This is a genomic window from Streptomyces sp. NPDC050422 (genome assembly GCF_044458665.1).
Taxonomy (GTDB): Bacteria; Actinomycetota; Actinomycetes; order Streptomycetales; family Streptomycetaceae; genus Streptomyces.
The window spans coordinates 275,602-292,189 of the sequence record NZ_JBITIE010000009.1 but is presented as its reverse complement, the minus strand read 5'-3'; the positions used below and the strand labels follow the sequence as shown (position 1 = coordinate 292,189).

Annotated in this window: 17 protein-coding genes; 10 read left to right on the top strand and 7 right to left on the bottom strand. The window is 70.2% G+C overall.

Going from position 1 to position 16,588, the window contains the following annotated elements:
• Positions 1–72: 72 nt before the first annotated feature.
• The 5 genes from ACIBJG_RS16570 to ACIBJG_RS16550 all read left to right on the top strand — a co-directional run bounded on the left by ACIBJG_RS16570 (position 73) and on the right by ACIBJG_RS16550 (position 5,293).
• Entirely contained in the window at positions 73–1,011 is a 939-nt protein-coding gene (locus tag ACIBJG_RS16570; protein WP_399308221.1) for a cellulose-binding protein, read from the top strand.
• 81 nt (positions 1,012–1,092) lie between these two features.
• Positions 1,093–2,109, top strand: a complete 1,017-nt coding sequence (locus ACIBJG_RS16565) for an ATP-binding cassette domain-containing protein (RefSeq protein WP_399308220.1) — start codon at positions 1,093–1,095, stop codon at positions 2,107–2,109.
• Between the two features lie 5 nt (positions 2,110–2,114).
• Entirely contained in the window at positions 2,115–2,894 is a 780-nt protein-coding gene (locus ACIBJG_RS16560; protein ID WP_399308281.1) for an ABC transporter permease subunit, read from the top strand.
• 243 nt (positions 2,895–3,137) lie between these two features.
• Positions 3,138–4,337: an ABC transporter ATP-binding protein gene (locus ACIBJG_RS16555; protein WP_399308219.1), complete on the top strand. Its 1,200-nt coding sequence runs from the start codon at positions 3,138–3,140 to the stop codon at positions 4,335–4,337.
• Positions 4,334–5,293 (top strand): ABC transporter permease subunit, encoded by a 960-nt coding sequence (locus ACIBJG_RS16550; RefSeq protein ID WP_399308218.1) that lies wholly within the window; start codon positions 4,334–4,336, stop codon positions 5,291–5,293. Before ACIBJG_RS16555 ends, ACIBJG_RS16550 begins: the two co-directional genes overlap by 4 nt.
• Before the next feature lie 24 nt (positions 5,294–5,317).
• Here ACIBJG_RS16550 and ACIBJG_RS16545 read toward each other — a convergent pair whose 3' ends face one another.
• Positions 5,318–5,647 (bottom strand): ATP/GTP-binding protein, encoded by a 330-nt coding sequence (locus tag ACIBJG_RS16545; RefSeq protein ID WP_399308217.1) that lies wholly within the window; start codon positions 5,645–5,647, stop codon positions 5,318–5,320.
• Positions 5,648–5,845: 198 nt separating this feature from the next.
• Between ACIBJG_RS16545 and ACIBJG_RS16540 the strand changes: the two genes are divergently transcribed.
• Positions 5,846–6,889 (top strand): LLM class flavin-dependent oxidoreductase, encoded by a 1,044-nt coding sequence (locus ACIBJG_RS16540; protein WP_399308216.1) that lies wholly within the window; start codon positions 5,846–5,848, stop codon positions 6,887–6,889.
• Between the two features lie 90 nt (positions 6,890–6,979).
• Here the strand turns inward: ACIBJG_RS16540 and ACIBJG_RS16535 are convergent, their stop codons facing one another.
• Positions 6,980–7,372 carry an SCO5389 family protein gene (locus tag ACIBJG_RS16535; protein ID WP_018550059.1) on the bottom strand — a complete coding sequence of 131 codons (393 nt, stop codon included), beginning with the start codon at positions 7,370–7,372 and terminating at the stop codon, positions 6,980–6,982.
• Between the two features lie 263 nt (positions 7,373–7,635).
• On the opposite strand from ACIBJG_RS16535, the gene nucS reads away from it, so the two are divergent.
• A complete protein-coding gene (gene nucS / locus ACIBJG_RS16530; protein WP_326657926.1) occupies positions 7,636–8,307 on the top strand; it encodes an endonuclease NucS in 672 nt (223 codons plus the stop codon).
• A 203-nt stretch (positions 8,308–8,510) separates the two neighbouring features.
• On the opposite strand, the gene ACIBJG_RS16525 is transcribed toward nucS, so the two are convergent.
• The 4 genes from ACIBJG_RS16525 to ACIBJG_RS16510 all read right to left on the bottom strand — a co-directional run bounded on the left by ACIBJG_RS16525 (position 8,511) and on the right by ACIBJG_RS16510 (position 13,406).
• Positions 8,511–10,985, bottom strand: a complete 2,475-nt coding sequence (locus ACIBJG_RS16525; protein WP_399308215.1) for an ATP-binding protein — start codon at positions 10,983–10,985, stop codon at positions 8,511–8,513.
• A gap of 227 nt (positions 10,986–11,212) precedes the next feature.
• Positions 11,213–11,536, bottom strand: coding sequence for an STAS domain-containing protein (locus ACIBJG_RS16520; protein WP_018102617.1), 324 nt, complete (start codon positions 11,534–11,536; stop codon positions 11,213–11,215).
• A gap of 247 nt (positions 11,537–11,783) precedes the next feature.
• On the bottom strand, positions 11,784–12,632 hold the full coding sequence (locus ACIBJG_RS16515; RefSeq protein ID WP_399308214.1) for a 3-hydroxyacyl-CoA dehydrogenase family protein: 849 nt from the start codon (positions 12,630–12,632) through the stop codon (positions 11,784–11,786).
• Between the two features lie 132 nt (positions 12,633–12,764).
• Positions 12,765–13,406, bottom strand: a complete 642-nt coding sequence (locus ACIBJG_RS16510) for a TetR/AcrR family transcriptional regulator (protein ID WP_399308213.1) — start codon at positions 13,404–13,406, stop codon at positions 12,765–12,767.
• A gap of 81 nt (positions 13,407–13,487) precedes the next feature.
• Here ACIBJG_RS16510 and ACIBJG_RS16505 point away from each other — a divergent pair, with 81 nt between their 5' ends.
• From ACIBJG_RS16505 to ACIBJG_RS16495, 3 genes are all read left to right on the top strand, one after another.
• Positions 13,488–14,267, top strand: coding sequence for an ABC transporter ATP-binding protein (locus tag ACIBJG_RS16505; protein ID WP_399308212.1), 780 nt, complete (start codon positions 13,488–13,490; stop codon positions 14,265–14,267).
• 12 nt (positions 14,268–14,279) lie between these two features.
• The gene (locus tag ACIBJG_RS16500) at positions 14,280–15,029 is read left to right on the top strand and encodes an ABC transporter permease (protein WP_399308211.1); all 750 of its coding nucleotides are present in this window, start codon (positions 14,280–14,282) and stop codon (positions 15,027–15,029) included.
• Positions 15,030–15,283: 254 nt separating this feature from the next.
• Entirely contained in the window at positions 15,284–15,856 is a 573-nt protein-coding gene (locus ACIBJG_RS16495; protein ID WP_399308210.1) for a cob(I)yrinic acid a,c-diamide adenosyltransferase, read from the top strand.
• A gap of 54 nt (positions 15,857–15,910) precedes the next feature.
• On the opposite strand, the gene ACIBJG_RS16490 is transcribed toward ACIBJG_RS16495, so the two are convergent.
• The gene (locus ACIBJG_RS16490; protein ID WP_399308209.1) at positions 15,911–16,486 is read right to left on the bottom strand and encodes a hypothetical protein; all 576 of its coding nucleotides are present in this window, start codon (positions 16,484–16,486) and stop codon (positions 15,911–15,913) included.
• Between the last annotated feature and the right edge of the window lie 102 nt (positions 16,487–16,588).

The following is a 16,588-nucleotide window of genomic DNA, read 5'->3' as shown; positions in this document are numbered from 1 at the left end:
CTCGATGACACGCCGTTCTGGCCCCTAGGATTCCCTCTATCACCTCACCGGTCTCACTTCGACAGGAACCCCATGAGTGACCCTTCCTCCCCCTTCGGCTTCGAGCTCGTGCGGCGTGGTTACGACCGCGGTCAGGTGGATGACCGCATTACCAAGATCGTCGCCGACCGTGATAGTGCTCTCTCCCGCATCACATCTCTGGAAAAGCGCATCGAGGAACTCCACCTCGAAACGCAGAACGCCCAGGCTCAGGTGAGCGACGCCGAGCCGTCGTACGCCGGTCTCGGCGCGCGTGTGGAGAAGATTCTCCGCCTTGCCGAGGAGGAGGCCAAGGACCTGCGTGAGGAGGCCCGTCGCGCCGCCGAGCAGCACCGTGAGCTCGCCGAGTCCGCCGCCCAGCAGGTGCGCAACGACGCCGAGACCTTCGCCACCGAGCGCAAGGCCAAGGCCGAGGACGACGGCGTCCGCATCGTCGAGAAGGCCAAGGGTGAGGCCACCACGCTGCGCTCGGACGCGCAGAAGGACGCGGCCCAGAAGCGCGAGGAGGCGGACGCGCTCTTCGAGGAGACCCGCGCCAAGGCCGCTCAGGCCGCTGCGGACTTCGAGACCAACCTGGCCAAGCGCCGCGACCAGTCGGAGCGCGACCTGGCGTCCCGTCAGGCCAAGGCCGAGAAGCGTCTGGCCGAGATCGAGCACCGCGCCGAGCAGCTCCGTCTGGAGGCCGAGAAGCTCCGCACGGACGCCGAGCGCCGCGCCCGCCAGACGGTGGAGACCGCTCAGCGCCAGGCCGAGGACATCGTCGCCGACGCCAACGCCAAGGCCGACCGGATCCGCAGCGAATCGGAGCGCGAGCTGGCGGCGCTCACCAACCGCCGCGACTCGATCAACGCGCAGCTGACCAACGTCCGCGAGATGCTGGCGACGCTGACGGGTGCCGCCGTGGCAGCCGCCGGCACCCCCGCCGACGAGGAGCCCGCCTCCCGCGGCGTCCCCGCCCAGCAGACCCGCTGATCACCCGGCTGGTCCAGACTCTGCGCGCCCGGTTCCGCCTTTGTGGTGGCGCCGGGCGCGCGGCCGTTCTAGCGTGAACGCATGATCGAGCTCGATGGCCTCACCAAGCGCTTCGGCAACAAGGTTGCCGTCGACCAGTTGTCGTGCCGGATCAGGCCGGGGATGGTGACGGGTTTCCTGGGACCCAACGGAGCGGGCAAGTCCACCACGATGCGGATGATGCTCGATCTCGACAACCCCACCAGCGGATCGGTGCGCATCGACGGCAAGCACTACCGGGAACTGTCGGAGCCCCTGAAGTACATCGGCGCGCTCCTGGACGCCAAGTCGATGCACGGCGGCCGCAGCGCCTACAACAACCTGCTCTGTCTCGCGCAGAGCAACCGGATCCCGGAGAGCCGGGTGGCGGAGGTTCTCGACACCGTCGGCCTGACCGCGGTGGCGAAGAAGAAGTCCAAGGGGTTCTCCCTCGGTATGGGCCAGCGTCTGGGAATCGCCTCGGCACTGCTCGGTGATCCCGAGATCCTGATGTTCGACGAACCCGTCAACGGTCTGGACCCTGAGGGAATTCACTGGATCCGTAATCTGATGAAGGCACTCGCCGCCGAGGGCCGGACGATCTTCGTCTCCTCTCATCTGATGAGCGAAATGGCGCTGACCGCGGACCATTTGATCGTGATCGGGCAGGGCCGGTTGCTCGCCGACACCTCGATGGCCGACTTCATCCATCAGAACTCCCGCAGTTATGTACGGCTGCGCTCCCCGCAGCAGGAGCGGCTGCGCGATGTCCTGCACGCGGAGGGTCTCGTCGCGGTCGAGTCGGGCAACGGCACGCTGGAGATCGACGGCGCCACCACCGAGGCCCTGGGCGAGCTCGCCGCCCGGCACACGATCGTGCTGCACGAACTGAGCTCTCAGCGGGCCTCTCTGGAGGAGGCGTTCATGCAGATGACGGCGGACTCGGTGGAGTACCACGCACACTCCGAGCGCGGGGCCGAACCGCCGCCGGTGGGACCGCACTGGGGCGATCAGTGGGACGGGCCGCCCGGTGGCGATCCGGGGGCTCCCGGCGGTTCCGGCACCGGAACGGGGGCGTGACGACGATGGCATCGGTACCCGCGGTCCTGACCTCCGAATGGACCAAGATCCGTACGGTCTCCTCGACGACCTGGACGCTGATCTGCGCGTTCGCCGTCACCGTCGCGATGAGCGCAGCGCTCTGTGCGGTGATGAACTCCCAGTTCGACGGCCTCTCCGACGCGGAGCGGGCCACGTTCGACCCCACGTTCATCAGTTTCTCCGGGATGATCCTCGGCCAGCTGGCGATGGTGGTCTTCGGCGTCCTGGTGGTCGGTACGGAGTACAGCTCCGGCATGATCCGCACCTCCCTGGCGGCGGTGCCGCAGCGCGCCACCTTCCTGTTCAGCAAGATGCTGGTCGCCGGCGTGCTGGCCCTGGTGGTCGGACTGGTCACCAGCTTCGTCTCGTTCTTCCTCGGCCAGGCCCTGCTCGGTGACCACGGCATCGGCATCGGCGAGGACAACGTGCTGCGGGCGGTCTTCGGTGCCGGTCTCTACATGGGGCTGATCGCGGTCTTCTCCATGGGGGTGGCGGCGATGCTGCGCAGCTCCATGCTGTCGCTCGGCATCCTGATGCCGTTCTTCTTCCTGGTCTCCCAGATCCTGTCGGCCGTCCCCGGCGCCAAGAGCGTCGCCCGGTACTTCCCGGACCAGGCCGGTTCCAAGATCATGCAGGTGGTGCCCGACGCGATGAACAGCGATCCGGCTCCGTACGGGCCGTGGGCCGGGCTTCTGATCATGGTGGCGTGGGTGGCGGCGGCGGTGCTCGGCGGCTTCCTCGTACTCAAGAAGCGCGACGCCTGACCGGGATCGCGACGTCCGCCCGGGTGCAGTGGGCCACAGTCGCCGTTCCGGTGCTGTGGCCCACGATCTCCGTTGCGCTGCTGTGGGCCACGGTCCACGGCACCGGAAGGGACACGGAAGGGGACTCGCCCGGGTAACGACTTGGCCGGAACCGTCAAGGCCTGGATATCCTCCTAACTCTTACGGGGGGCGTGCGGCCGACGGCCTGTGCCCCGACGACAGATAAGTCGATGGGGCTGGAGCATGATCGAGGCAGTCGGCCTGACCAAGCGCTATGGCGCGAAGACAGCCGTGTACAACCTTTCCTTCCAGGTGCGGCCCGGTGCCGTCACCGGGTTCCTCGGTCCCAACGGGTCGGGCAAGTCGACCACCATGCGGATGATTCTCGGCCTGGACCGGCCGACGGCGGGCCGGGCGACCATCGGCGGCCATGAATTCCGCAATCTGCCGAACGCTCCGCGTCAGGTGGGCGCCCTGCTCGACGCCAAGGCCGTGCACGGCGGGCGCAGCGCCCGCAACCACCTGCTCTCGCTCGCCCAGCTCGCCGGCATCCCGGCCGCCCGGGTCGACGAGGTGCTGGGGGTCGTCGGCCTCCAGCAGGTCGCGTCGAAGCGGTCCAAGGGCTTCTCGCTGGGCATGGGGCAGCGTCTCGGCATCGCGGCCGCGCTGCTGGGCGACCCGCAGGTGCTGCTCTTCGACGAGCCGGTCAACGGTCTCGACCCGGAGGGCATCCTCTGGGTCCGGAACCTGATGAAGATGCTGGCGTCCGAGGGCCGCACGGTCTTCGTGTCCAGCCACCTGATGAGCGAGATGGCCCTCACCGCCGACCATCTGATCGTGATCGGCCGCGGGCAGCTGATGGCCGACATGAGCATCACGGACTTCATCTCCGCCAACTCGGCCGATTTTGCACGGGTCCGGGTCTCGGACGACGGGCCCGAGCAGCGCGAGAAGCTGACGACCACGCTCACCGAAGCGGGCGGCCAGGTCCTTTCCGAGCCGGACGGAGCCCTGCGGATCACCGGGCTCCGGCTGCCGCGGATCAGCGATCTGGCCCATGAGGCCGACGTCCGGCTGTGGGAGCTCTCGCCGCACCAGGCCTCGCTGGAGGAGGCGTACATGCGGATGACGCAGGGCGCCGTGGACTACCGCTCGACGGCCGACCAGGTGGCTCACCTGCAGGCGCCGCCACCGCCCGGCGGATACGGACCGCAGCAGGGGTACGCCCCGCCGCCGCAGAGCATCCCCGAGGTGCCGCAGCAGGGCTGGTACGCCCCGCCGCCGCCCGGACAGAACCCGTACGCGGGCGCCCAGGCCCCCGCGGCGCCGGCAGCGCCCGCGGCCCCCGTCGCCCCTGCTCCGGCACCGGCAGCGCCCGCCGGGCCCCCTGCCGGGCCCCCCGCAGACATGACCAAGCGCGAGACCAGCGAGGATCCCCGATGACAACGCCGTCGACGCCGTCCACGCCTCCCACGCCGCAGGCGCCGTACCAGCAACAGGCGTACCAGCAGCCCCCCGCACCCCAGCAGCACGGGCAGGGCGTGCAGGGCGTGCAGGGCGTGCAGGGCGTGCAGGGCGTGCAGGGCGTGCAGGGCGTGCAGGGCGGCTACTACACCTCGCCGATCCCGGTACGCCCGGCCACGCTCGGCGACGCGATCGCGTCGGAGTGGACCAAGATCCGTTCCGTGCGCTCCACGATGTGGACGCTCGGCGTCATGATCGTGCTGCTGCTCGTCATCGGGGTGCTCTCGGCGGTCGCTGTCAGCGCCTCCGACGCCGACATCGGCACCACCCCGGTGCTCAGCCTGGGCTTCTTCGGCGTGCTCCTGGGCACGATCTGCGTGATCACGCTCGGCGTGATGACCATCGCGTCGGAGTACGGCACCGGCATGATCCGTACGACGCTGACGGCCTCCCCGAGCCGGGCCCGGGTGCTCAGCGCGAAGGCGATCGTCTTCTTCCTGCTCACCTTCGTACTGACGACGGTGATGACCACGATCGTCGCCCTGCTCCAGACGTCCATCCTGGACGCCGCCGCGCCCACCGGGGACGAGTGGCTGCGCAGCACGGTCGGGGTGGGTCTCTACCTCGCGACGCTGGGGCTGCTCTCGCTGGCCGTCGGGGCCCTCATCCGGCACTCGGCCGGGGCGATCACCATCATGATCGGCGTGGTGCTGCTGCCGCTCGTGCTGGCCATCTTCATGTTCGCCGAATCCCTGCGGTCGATCCAGGAGTGGCTCCTGGAGTACTCGATCCCCAACCAGCTCAGCATCTTCTACGACAACTCGGTCACGTCGTCCGGCGGGCCGTCCGGCTGGGACCCGCTGTGGATCATGCTCGGCGTGACCGCCGTGGCCCTGGGCGGCGCCTTCCTGGCGATGAACAACCGCGACGTCTGACGTCGGCGGCCGCCGGGCGGCCGTTCAGTACCGAGGCGCGTTCCTGGACCGCTGCACCCGTGTGGTGCGGCGGTCCCTCGCGTTCCAGCACGCCTTGTGCCAGTGCCTGCGGTCGTCGATCCCGCCGTACTGGGACCAGGCCACCAGGTGCGGGATACCCGAGGGGATCTCCTGGTCGCAGCCGGGGCACCGGTAGCGCTTGCCCGCCGCGCTCGCGCCGCTCACCGGGCGGACCGACCACTCCTCGCCCTGCCACTCCTCCGAGCGCCCTCCGCCGCCGTACCGGTCCCCCTCCGCGCTCGCGCTGTCGGTAGGGCTTTCGCCGCCTCGGGGGCGGTTGCGGCGCGGGGACACGTGACACCTCACGGGGCAGTCTGGGCAGTTCCCGTCCAGCGTAGGGCCATTCGGCGGGGGCAGGCGTCCCGCACCGCCCAGGACGGGACGGGTTACCGGAAAATCGCAACAACTTCCCGTCGGACCGTGCCCTTGGCACGTGTCAGACGTTGTTGCCAGTAGGGGAGAGCCGCGTCGGCCGCAAGGAGGTATCTGGCGATGCGTGTGGGAACGTTCGTACTGGCAGCCCAGTTTCCGGGGCAGGGCCCGGGTGAGGCGCTGCATCGCGCAATCCGGTCCGCCGAGGTCGCGGAGGAATCCGGCCTCGACTCGGTCTGGCTGGCCGAACATCATTTCGTGCCGTACGGGGTCTGCCCGTCCGCCGTGACACTGGCAGCGCTGCTGCTCGGCCGCACGCGCAGGATCCGCGTCGGTACGGCGGTGAGTGTGCTGCCGACCCAGCATCCGGTCGCGCTCGGCGAGCAGGCCGCACTGCTGCACCTGACCAGCGGCGGCCGGTTCACCCTCGGTGTGGGCCGGGGTGGGCCGTGGATCGACCTGGAGGTGTTCGGCGGCGGCCTGGAGGCGTACGAGCACGGCTTCCCGGAGTCCCTGGGGCTCCTGCTCGACTGGCTGCGCGAGGCGCGGGTGGCGGGCCGCGGGGAGCGTTACGACTTCCCCGAGGTGGCGGTGGTCCCCCGGGCCGACGAGCTGCTCGACGAGGAGAGCGGAGACAGTCCCGGGGGCCCCGAGGTGATCGTCGCGTGCACCTCGCCGAAGAGCGTGAAACTCGCCGCCGAGAACGGCTTGCCGATGCTGCTCGGGATGCACTGCGGCGACGAGGAGAAGGCCGAGATGGTCGCCCTCTGGCGCTCCTGCGCCCTCGCCGCGGGCCGTTCGCCCCAGAGCGTACGGGAGGCGGGGCACGTGTCCGCGGGGGTGGCCCAGATCGCGGACCACGCCGACGACGCACGGGAGACGCTCGTGAAGGCGATGCCCGGCTGGCTGCGGCAGGGGCTGGAGGCCCATGTGACGGTCGACGGCCGGCACCGGGTGATGCGCGACCCGGTCGGCTACACGGAGCTGCTGTGCGGTCTTCATCCGGTGGGCCCGCCCCGGTTCGCGGCCGACCGCCTCGCGGCCACGGCGGAGCGCACGGGTATCACCCGCTTCGCGCTCCTGGTGGAGGGTTCCGGAGATCTCGTGGCCACGGAGGAGAACGTAGCGCGGCTGGGCACCGAGGTGCTCCCGCTCCTCGAATGACCCACACGCATGGGTTTCACGGTGTACGTACGGGAGCTGCCGCCCCGGACCAGTCGCACCTCCCGCGGCCCGGAACGGCAGCGAAAGACGTCAGCAGTCCCGTAGTTCGGGCGACTGATTGAGCAACTGGCCCCTCACCGAGGTGAACTTGGCCAGTCGGTCGTCGACCGAGGCGTCCAGCGGGAACACCGCGACGCGGTGGCAGTTCTGGAATGCCAGACGCACTCCGAAGTGCCGCTGCAGCGCGCCGCGTATCGCATCACTCGCGAGCGCACGCAGCAGCTGACCACGTGCCTGCTCGTTGGGCGGCGGCGTCTGGTTGTCGGCGAACTCCCCGCCGTCGACCTTCAGCTGAGCCACCAACGAGCTGATCATCTCCCACGCGAAGGGCAGGGAGGTCCGGACGCAGTCGACGAAGTCGGCTTCGTCGACCTCGCCTCGCTCGGCCTGTTCCAACAGCGCCGGTGAGACGTCGAGCGACATGGGTTCTCCTCTCGCGACCCCGACGGAGGGCCGGGGCCTTACGGGCAGGGAAGAAGGACGGCGACGCAGCGTGCACGCACGGCGACCTCCTGCATCCACGGTAAGGGCGCAGTCCGGGCCGCACCAGGAGATTGGGAACACAACCGGCCAATAACGAAGGGGTTCAAAGAGGGGCAAGCCAGAAAGTGTCACTCCGGGGCGGGTGTGGAGTGACGGGTGGGTGAATCGCGTCGAGTACCTGTCGTCGAGTAGCGTTGCCGACCATGCGTCTCGTCATCGCCCGCTGCTCCGTGGACTACGCGGGCCGGCTCACGGCCCACCTGCCCTCCGCTCCCCGTCTGATCCTGGTGAAGGCGGACGGGAGCGTGTCGATTCACGCCGACGACAGGGCGTACAAACCGCTCAACTGGATGTCGCCGCCCTGCACCCTGAAGGAGGGCGCTGACGACACCGCGGGCGTCTGGACCGTGGTGAACAAGGCGGGCGAAAAACTGATCATCACGATGGAGGAAATCCTCCACGACTCGTCCCACGAGCTGGGTGTCGACCCCGGCCTGATCAAGGACGGCGTGGAGGCCCACCTCCAGGAACTGCTCGCCGACCGGATCGAGACGCTCGGCGAGGGCTACACGCTCATCCGCCGCGAGTACTTCACCGCGATCGGCCCCGTCGACATCCTGTGCCGTGACGCCGACGGGCAGACCGTGGCGGTCGAACTGAAGCGGCGCGGCGACATCGACGGTGTGGAGCAGCTGACCCGCTACCTGGAGCTCCTCAACCGTGATCCCCACCTGGCTCCGGTGAAGGGCATCTTCGCCGCCCAGGAGATCAAGCCCCAGGCCCGCGTCCTGGCGACGGACCGCGGCATCGGCTGCGTGGTCCTCGACTACGACGCGATGCGCGGCATCGAGGACGACAAGCTCAGACTCTTCTGACCTCAGACCACCCCGACCCCGACCGGCCGCCTTTCCAGCCGGTTAGACCTTCCCAGCCGGTCCGGCCTTCCCAGCCCGCCCGGCGTTTTGAGGACGGAACCCTCTCCCGGAGACCGGACACCACGCCGGACGAGCGCCAACCCATCCGGCCTTTCCAGCCCGTCCGGCGATTGAGGACAAGGCGCCCGCCGGGGCGCCCCGGCTCAGGTCACCGAAGGGCTCGCGTCCGCCCCGGAGGGCCCACTCGCCGAGTCCGAGGAATCGGGCACGGTCGGCGCGGGATCCGTCGTCTCCGGGTCCGTGGGCGTCGGCTCCGTGGGCGTCGGCGACTCGGTCTCCGGAGGAGTCGACGTAGGGTCCGTCGGCGGCGAAGTCGTCTTCGTCGGCTTCGACGTCGTACGCGTGGGCGAAGGCTCGACCGACGACGAACCACCCGGCGACGACGGAGCGGACTCCGAAACCGTGGCCCCCGGGGACGACGCCCCGCTCCCGCCCGCCGGCGCAGACCCGCTCCCCGACGGTCCCGGCGTCGCCGACGACGGCGCGGAACCCGACGTTTCGGCGGACGGAGTCGCGCCGTCCGTGGTCTCCTCGGCCGGCAGCTCCTCCTCCGTGTCGCCGCCCTCGGTCACCGACTGCTCGGTCGAGACTCCGGGGTCACCCTGCGGTTCACTGTTCGAGGTGAGCCCGAGGGTCACCACGGTGCCGAGCACCCCGGCGAGCAGCACACCCGCACCGGCCGCGACGAAATTGCGCCGGGCCCCGCCCAGCACCGCGAAGCGGCCGCTCTCCCCCGCATCGGCTGCCTTCGGAGCGCTCTGCCGGGACACGACGGCAGGCTCGTCCGGGTAGGTCCGCGGCATCGACACGGGTATGACGGCCGGCAGGCCGCGGGGCGGCGACACCAGAAGCGGGTTCGCCGTCGTCTCACCGGTCGCGAGGACACCGCCCGAGGCCGGTCCGCCGGAGCGGTCCTCGACCAGGGCGAGCGCCCGCCGCCCGGCCACCGCACCGGACTTGTCGGCGAGAGCCCCCCGCATGCTGATGGATGTCTCCAGCTCGGCCCTGGCCCGGTCGAGGTGGCCGGTACAGAGGGCGAGTACGCCCAACTCGTGGTGGAAGTACGCCTCTTCGGCGACCTCACCGGCGATCCGTCCGGCCTCCTGGCCGATCCGCAGGGACCTCTCCCAGGCGCTCCAGTGCAGCCCGGCGGCCAGGGCGGGCGAGGCGCTGCGGGCCAGCAGCACGGCGACGCTGGTCTGCCCGGCCCCGTCGCCCGGCACCAGCTGCGCCATCGCCGCGACGATCGCATCGGACTCGGCCACCACCCGCGCGGGAGTGACGGAGGGGTGACCGGCCCACCAGGCGTAGTGCTGGGCCACCGTCCGCGCCCGGTCCGTGGCGTCGTCGCCGTATCCGGCGGCCTCCAGCTGGGCGAGGACCCCGGCGGCCAGCCGGTAGCGGGAGCCGGCCGGGGACAGCAGCCCGCAGCCGGCCAGCTCACCGAGCGCCGCGTCGGCGTGGGTGTCCCCCACGAGCGCCGGCAGATGCGCCTGGTGCGGCACCTCGCCGCCGAGAGCGACCGCGAAGCGCAGGGTGTCGCGTGCGGCCACGCTCAGCCGTGAGCCGAGCAGCGCGGCGGGGGCGGCCCCCTCACCGAGGCTGGGCAGCGGTACGTCCGCCTCGACGGCTTCCTCGGCCCTCGGCGGCTCGTCGACGGGCCGGTTCTCCAGGTAGCCGTACTCGTCGTACGCGGTCGGGTCGGTGCTCAGCAGGTCGCGCTGGCGCAGCAGCGCGCCCGCCTGGACGAAGCGCAGCGGAAGGCCCTCGGACTCGAACCAGAGGTCGCCAGCCCAGTTGGCCTCATCCTCGGTGAGCTTCCGCTCGACCACGCGCTCCATCAGGTCGATCGAGGCGCCGCGGTCAAGTCCGGCGAGGAAGACCTCTTCGAGGTGGGAGTCGGGGCCGGGCGCGGCGACGTCGGGCGTCGCGGCCAGCAGGAAGGCGCATTCGGGCGTCGCGTCGAGCAGTTCGTCCAGGGCCGTGCCGCCGAACTCCAGGTCGTCGAGGACGACGACGGCGCCGGTCGTCCGCAGCTTCTCCAGCAGCAGCTCACGGTCCGGGCGGTGCAGCGGGGCGTCGTGAACGGCCTCGAAGAGTCCGTGGAGGAGGTCGGCGACGGTGCGCTTGTGGCCGCTCAGCCGGACGACTCCGTCGGGCGCGAGTTCCGCACAGTCGGCGGCGACGGCGTTCAGCAGCGCGGTTCGGCCGGAACCGGCCGGTCCGGTGAGCCGTACGGAGCGGCCGCGGGCCAGCAGGCGCATCAGCCGTTCGCGCTCGTCCTCGCGCTGCAGCAGGGGCATCTGGAGGACGGGCGGGCCCGGCGGAACGGGGGGCGCGGCGGCCCGCTCGCGGTCGGCCCGCTCCTCGGGGGTGCGCCGCACGGGTGCGGGGGGCTGCTCCCCGGGCGGACAGGGCTCGACCTCGCTGCCGTCGACCGGGTTGACCGTGAGCAGGAGGTCGCCGGATATGAGCGGGACGATGCGCGCCTGTTGCGGCGTTTGCTGACCGAAATCAGGCGTCAGCGGATCACGGGAAGGACGGCGCCGGCCGGCTTCCTCGGTGAAGTCGCTGCCGTCGTGGCCGTACTCTTCCGGCCCCCGGTGTGTCGGGTCCATCGCCAAAGCCCCCAAGACGCGTCGAGCACGGTTGTCCCTCCCGGCCTCGCACGCCCAGCTGTCGCTTCCGGTCCGGTGTCCGCCAGGTGGGTCCGTCAATCGGCAGACGGCCGAACCCTAAACCTTCGCACAGTATCTACGAACATCCGGGGTGCCGCGCCGCCCCACAGATCACGGTCTCGTGAGGATTGTGTGGCTTCGGCAGACCCCGGGACGGACAGGTGCGGTCAGACGCGCGGCAGGGATTCTGCGGCGATTCCGCCCTCGATGGCCAGGATGCGGTGCAGTCTGGTGGCCACGAGAAGGCGTTGCATCTGCGGCGGCACACCGCGGAGCACCAGCCGCCGCCCGGCGCGCCCGGCCCTGCGGTGCGCTCCCATGATGACGCCCAGTCCGGTCGCGTCCCACGAATCCAGCTCGGTCAGGTCGAGCACCAGGTCGCCGACTCCGTCGTCGAGGGCCGAGTGCAGGACCGTACGGGCGTCCGCCGCGCTTCGGACGTCGAGGCGGCCCCCGACGACCAGCTCGGCGTGGTCGCCCCTGATGTGCATATGCGCTCCCCTGGAATGCTCCGTGGCATGGTCGGTCTGTCTGAAACTGTCTCTGCCCCAACTGACTGCGGCAACGACAGGGAAGTTGCCGTCTGTAAGCGAACCGATACCGAATTCACTCCGTGGAGTGACCGAGGCCCGCCGTGGAACCCTGCGGATCCACTGCGGATCCGCTGGTTCCGGAGGACGGCCCCCGGAATCCCGGGACTGACCGACGGCAGATCAGGCAGCCGGGGGCCGAAAACGATCAGTAGGTGTAGAAGCCCTGCCCGCTCTTGCGGCCGATGTCACCCGCATCGACCATCCGGCGCATCAGCTCCGGGGCGGCGAACTTCTCGTCCTGGGACTCGGTGTAGATGTTGCCGGTGGCGTGCAGCAGGATGTCGACGCCGGTCAGGTCCGCGGTGGCGAGGGGCCCCATGGCGTGGCCGAAGCCGAGCTTGCAGGCGATGTCGATGTCCTCGGCCGAGGCGACACCCGACTCGTACAGCTTGGCGGCCTCGACGACGAGCGCCGAGATCAGCCGGGTGGTGACGAAGCCGGCCACGTCGCGGTTGACCACGATGCAGGTCTTGCCGACCGACTCGGCGAACTCCCGCGCGGCGGCGAGGGTTTCGTCGCTGGTCTTGTAGCCGCGTACGAGTTCGCAGAGCTGCATCATCGGGACCGGCGAGAAGAAGTGGACACCGACGACGCGCTCCGGGCGCTCCGTCACGGCCGCGATCTTGGTGATCGGGATGGCGGAGGTGTTGGAGGCCAGCACGGCGTCGTCCCGGACGATCTTGTCGAGGCTCCGGAAGATCTCGTGCTTCACCTCCAGCTTCTCGAAGACGGCCTCGACGACGATGTCCGCGTCGGCGACCGCGTCGAGATCGGTGGTCGTGGTGATGCGGGCGAGCGCGGCCTCGGCGTCGGCCTCCGCGAGCTTGCCCTTGGAGACGAACTTGTCGTAGGAGGCCTTGATGCCGTCACGGCCACGGGTCAGCGCCGCGTCGGTGACATCACGCAGCACGACGTCCCAGCCCGCCTGGGCGGAAACCTGCGCGATACCGGACCCCATGAGTCCGGCGCCGATGACGGCGAGCTTCCTGGCCACGTTGGCACCCCTATGCATTCTCGGCGGTTCTTGTTCCGTGCTCTCCGGCGGAGGTTAGTACCCGTGAGGGACGCTGGGGTGGTGAAGAGATGCGCGTCACGTCTCAAATGACGGACATCACACCGGGATGCGTCATTCAGTGGCGCGCCGGGCGTAGTTGAGCACCTTTTCGCCCAGCAGGTCCTCGATGTCGTCGAGCAGGACGAGTGCGTCGCGGGACACCTCGGCGGCCTTGCGGCCCGCCACCATCTCGGCGCCGATGTACGCCATGAGCGTTGCGTGCACCCAGGCGAGCTGACCGGCCACCAGGGTCGCGGCCCGGTCCCCGGGCCCGTTCCCGCACTCCTCCTGCAGCGTGCCCTCCAGGTGCTGGAGGGCCTCCTGCTGGATGTGCCAGAGGCGGGCCTTGAGGCTGTCCGCGCCCTCGATGACCCGCATGAACCGCTCGTAGCCCTCCATCAGGCCGACGGTGGGCGACACGCTCTCGACCTGGATGCGCAGTTCGCGCAGGACGGCGTCGGCTGCGGACTCCCCCTTGTCCCGGCCCCGGACGTACCGCGAGAGGCGGTCGACGACGCCTCGGCTGCGGTCGAGGAAGAGATCCTCCTTGGTCGGGAAGTAGTTGTAGACGGTGTTCACCGAGACGTCGGCGGCGCGGGCGATCTCGGCGATCGTGACCGCGTCGAACCCCCGCTCCAGGAAGTAACCCGTGGCCACGTCCGAGATGTACTGCCTGGTCTGGCGCTTCTTGCGCTCCCTCAGTCCCTCAGCCATGGCCCCATCGTAGGCAGCTCTGGGGTGCCTGAATATTTGGTGTCATTGCAATTTTACAGTGACTCTGTTTTTGTGGTCGCTATGCCAATCATCAGCACGGCCGGGCTCGCCCGGACCTTCACCTCGAAGACCGGCCCCGTGGAAGCCGTACGTTCCATCGACATGACGGTCGCGGCCGGCGAGATCGTCGGTCTCCTCGGCCCCAACGGAGCGGGCAAGACCACCACCCTGCGCATGCTCACCACACTGCTCGCCCCCACCGGCGGCGCCGCCACCGTCGCCGGCTGCGACCTGATCGCAGACCCGGCCGGGGTACGGGAGAAGTGCGGGTACGTCGCCCAGTCCGGCGGCGTGGACCCCCACATCACCGTGCGGGAGGAACTCGTCACCCAGGGCCGGATGTACCGGCTCGGCAGGGCCGAGGCGGTCACCCGGGCCGGAGAACTGGCCGGGGACCTGGGCCTGTCGGACCTGCTCGACCGGAACACGGGCGCGCTCTCCGGGGGCCAGCGGCGGCGGCTCGACATCGCGATGGGGCTCACCCACCGGCCACCCCTGCTCTTCCTCGACGAGCCGACCACCGGACTCGACCCGGGCAGCCGGAACGACCTGTGGGACCTGGTGCGGCGACTGCGCGACGAGACCGGCACGACCGTCGTGCTCACCACCCACTACCTCGACGAGGCCGACGCGCTCGCCGACCGGCTGGTCGTCATCGATGGCGGCCTGGTCGTGGCGGAGGGCACACCGGCGGCCCTGAAAGCCCGGCACGCACAGTCGCCCGAGGCCTCGCTCCAGGAGGCGTTCCTCGCGATCACGGGCCGCGCCCCCGCCGCCGACGCCGCTCCCGTCGCCGTCTAGGAAACGAGTCCCATGCTTCTCCACGACACCGCGCTCGTCTTCGGGCGGTACGTCCGGCAGACCCTGCGCTCAAAGTTCCAGATCCTCTTCGGCGTCCTCATGCCGCTGCTGTACCTGCTCTTCTTCGGCCCGCTGCTCACCGGGCTGCCGCTCGGCCCGTCCGGTGACTCCTGGCAGATCCTGGTCCCCGGCCTGCTGCTCCAGCTTGGCCTGTTCGGTGCCTCGTTCGCCGGGTTCGCCCTCATCATCGACAAGTCGACCGGTGTCGTGGAACGGATGCGGGTGACCCCGGTCAGCCGGCTGGCACTGCTGCTGGGGCGGGTGCTGCGGGACACGCTCCTGTTCATGTTCCAGGCGGTGCTGCTCGTCCTGGCGGCCCTGCTCATGGGGTTGCGCGCCCCTCTGCCCGGGGTGCTGATCGGCTTCGCGTTCGTCGGCCTGCTGACGGTCTCGCTGGCCTCGCTGTCGTACGCCCTGGCCATGAAGGTCAGTACGCCGCAGGGATTCGGCCCGCTGATCAACGCGGTGACCATGCCGGCCATGCTTCTCTCCGGCCTGATGCTGCCGATGACCCTGGGCCCGGGATGGCTGGACGTGCTGTCGCACCTCACGCCGTTCCGCTACCTCGTGGACGCGGTGCGGGACGCTTACGTGGGCTCGTACGCCACCGCGCACATGCTGTACGGCGTCCTGGTCGCCCTCGGATTCGCGGCGCTCGCCGTGACAGTGGGCACACGCGTCTTCAGGAGGGCGGGGGCTTAGAGGGTCCGGCGATTGGGGGGTGGGTGAAGGAGCGGGGCTGGGTGCGTGCAGCTGCAAGGCGGAGGATTGAGGCAACGCGAAGGGGGTCCCCCCATGCCTTCAGGGCCCTTCAGGGCTATGGGGGAGTTGGTGATTGACGACAACGCCGGAGGGGGCCCCTCCCGGCTCGAGCGAAGCCGAGAGTTGGGGGAGCGCGTGCCCAGCCCCGCGACGCCGCCCCCCAATCGCCGGACCCTCTTCACTAGGCTGACCGCATGGTCAATCTGACACGTATCTACACCCGCACCGGCGACACGGGCACCACCGCCCTCGGCGACATGAGCCGGACCGCCAAGACCGATCTGCGGATCTCCGCGTACGCCGACGCCAACGAGGCCAACGCGGTCATCGGCACGGCGATCGCGCTCGGGCAGCTGAGCGAGGACGTCGTCAAGGTTCTCGTCCGGGTGCAGAACGATCTGTTCGACGTGGGCGCGGACCTGTCGACGCCGGTCGTCGAGGAGCCGAAGTACCCGCCGCTGCGGGTCGAGCAGAGTTACGTCGACAAGCTGGAGGCGGACTGCGACCACTTCCTGGAGCAGACGGAGAAGCTCCGCAGCTTCATCCTGCCGGGCGGTACCCCGGGCGCCGCGCTGCTGCACCAGGCGTGCACGGTGGTCCGCCGCGCGGAGCGGTCCACGTGGGCGGCGCTGGAGGTGCACGGCGAGGCGATGAACGCGCTGACGGCCACGTACCTCAACCGGCTCTCCGACCTGCTGTTCATCCTCGCCCGGGTCGCGAACAAGGAGCTCGGCGACGTGCTGTGGGTGCCGGGCGGCGAGCGGTAGACAAGACGGGCCCCGCCGGCACCTTGACGCCCGCCCGGCGATTGAGGACACACCTCACCCGGGCGGGCCCGACACCCGCTTCGCCTCCCGCTCCCGCCCGGGGCCCCGCTTCGGGAACAGCGTGTAGCTCACCGCGATCACCAAATTGATCCCGGTCACGAACAGCATCGTCTGCTGCCAGGACCGCAGCGACGCCACGTCCCCGTCGCCGCCCACGTACCAGACCGCCGCCTGCAGCAGGGCCAGCGCCGTCACCGAGGCCACGGTCCACCGCCCGGCAACCCGCCACTCGTGCGCGGCCCGCGCCATCCCGTACTTGGGCGGCTTCACCGGCGGCGGACCGCCCGCGAAGCGGTGCGCGACCCGGGCGTCGACCCACTTGATCGTGGAGTGCCCGAGTCCGACAGTGAAGCCGATGTAGACCGCGGCGAGCCCGTGCTTCCAGTCCGGATCGGCGCCGTTCTTCAGGTCGACGGCCGTCACCACGAGCAGGACGACCTCCAGCAGCGGCTCGCACAGCAGCACGGCGGCGCCCAGCCGCGGCTTCTTCGCGACGTAGCGCAGCGCGAGCCCCGCGGCCAGCAGCACCCAGAAGGCGATCTCGCAGAGAACGATCAGTGTGACGATCACGGTCCGGCTCCCTTCGCTCCCCTCCAGCGTCCCCGCCGCGGCGCACCCGATCGTCGGCCGGAGTGACGAACCGGCGCTGCATCCTTCGATGTACTCGCGGCT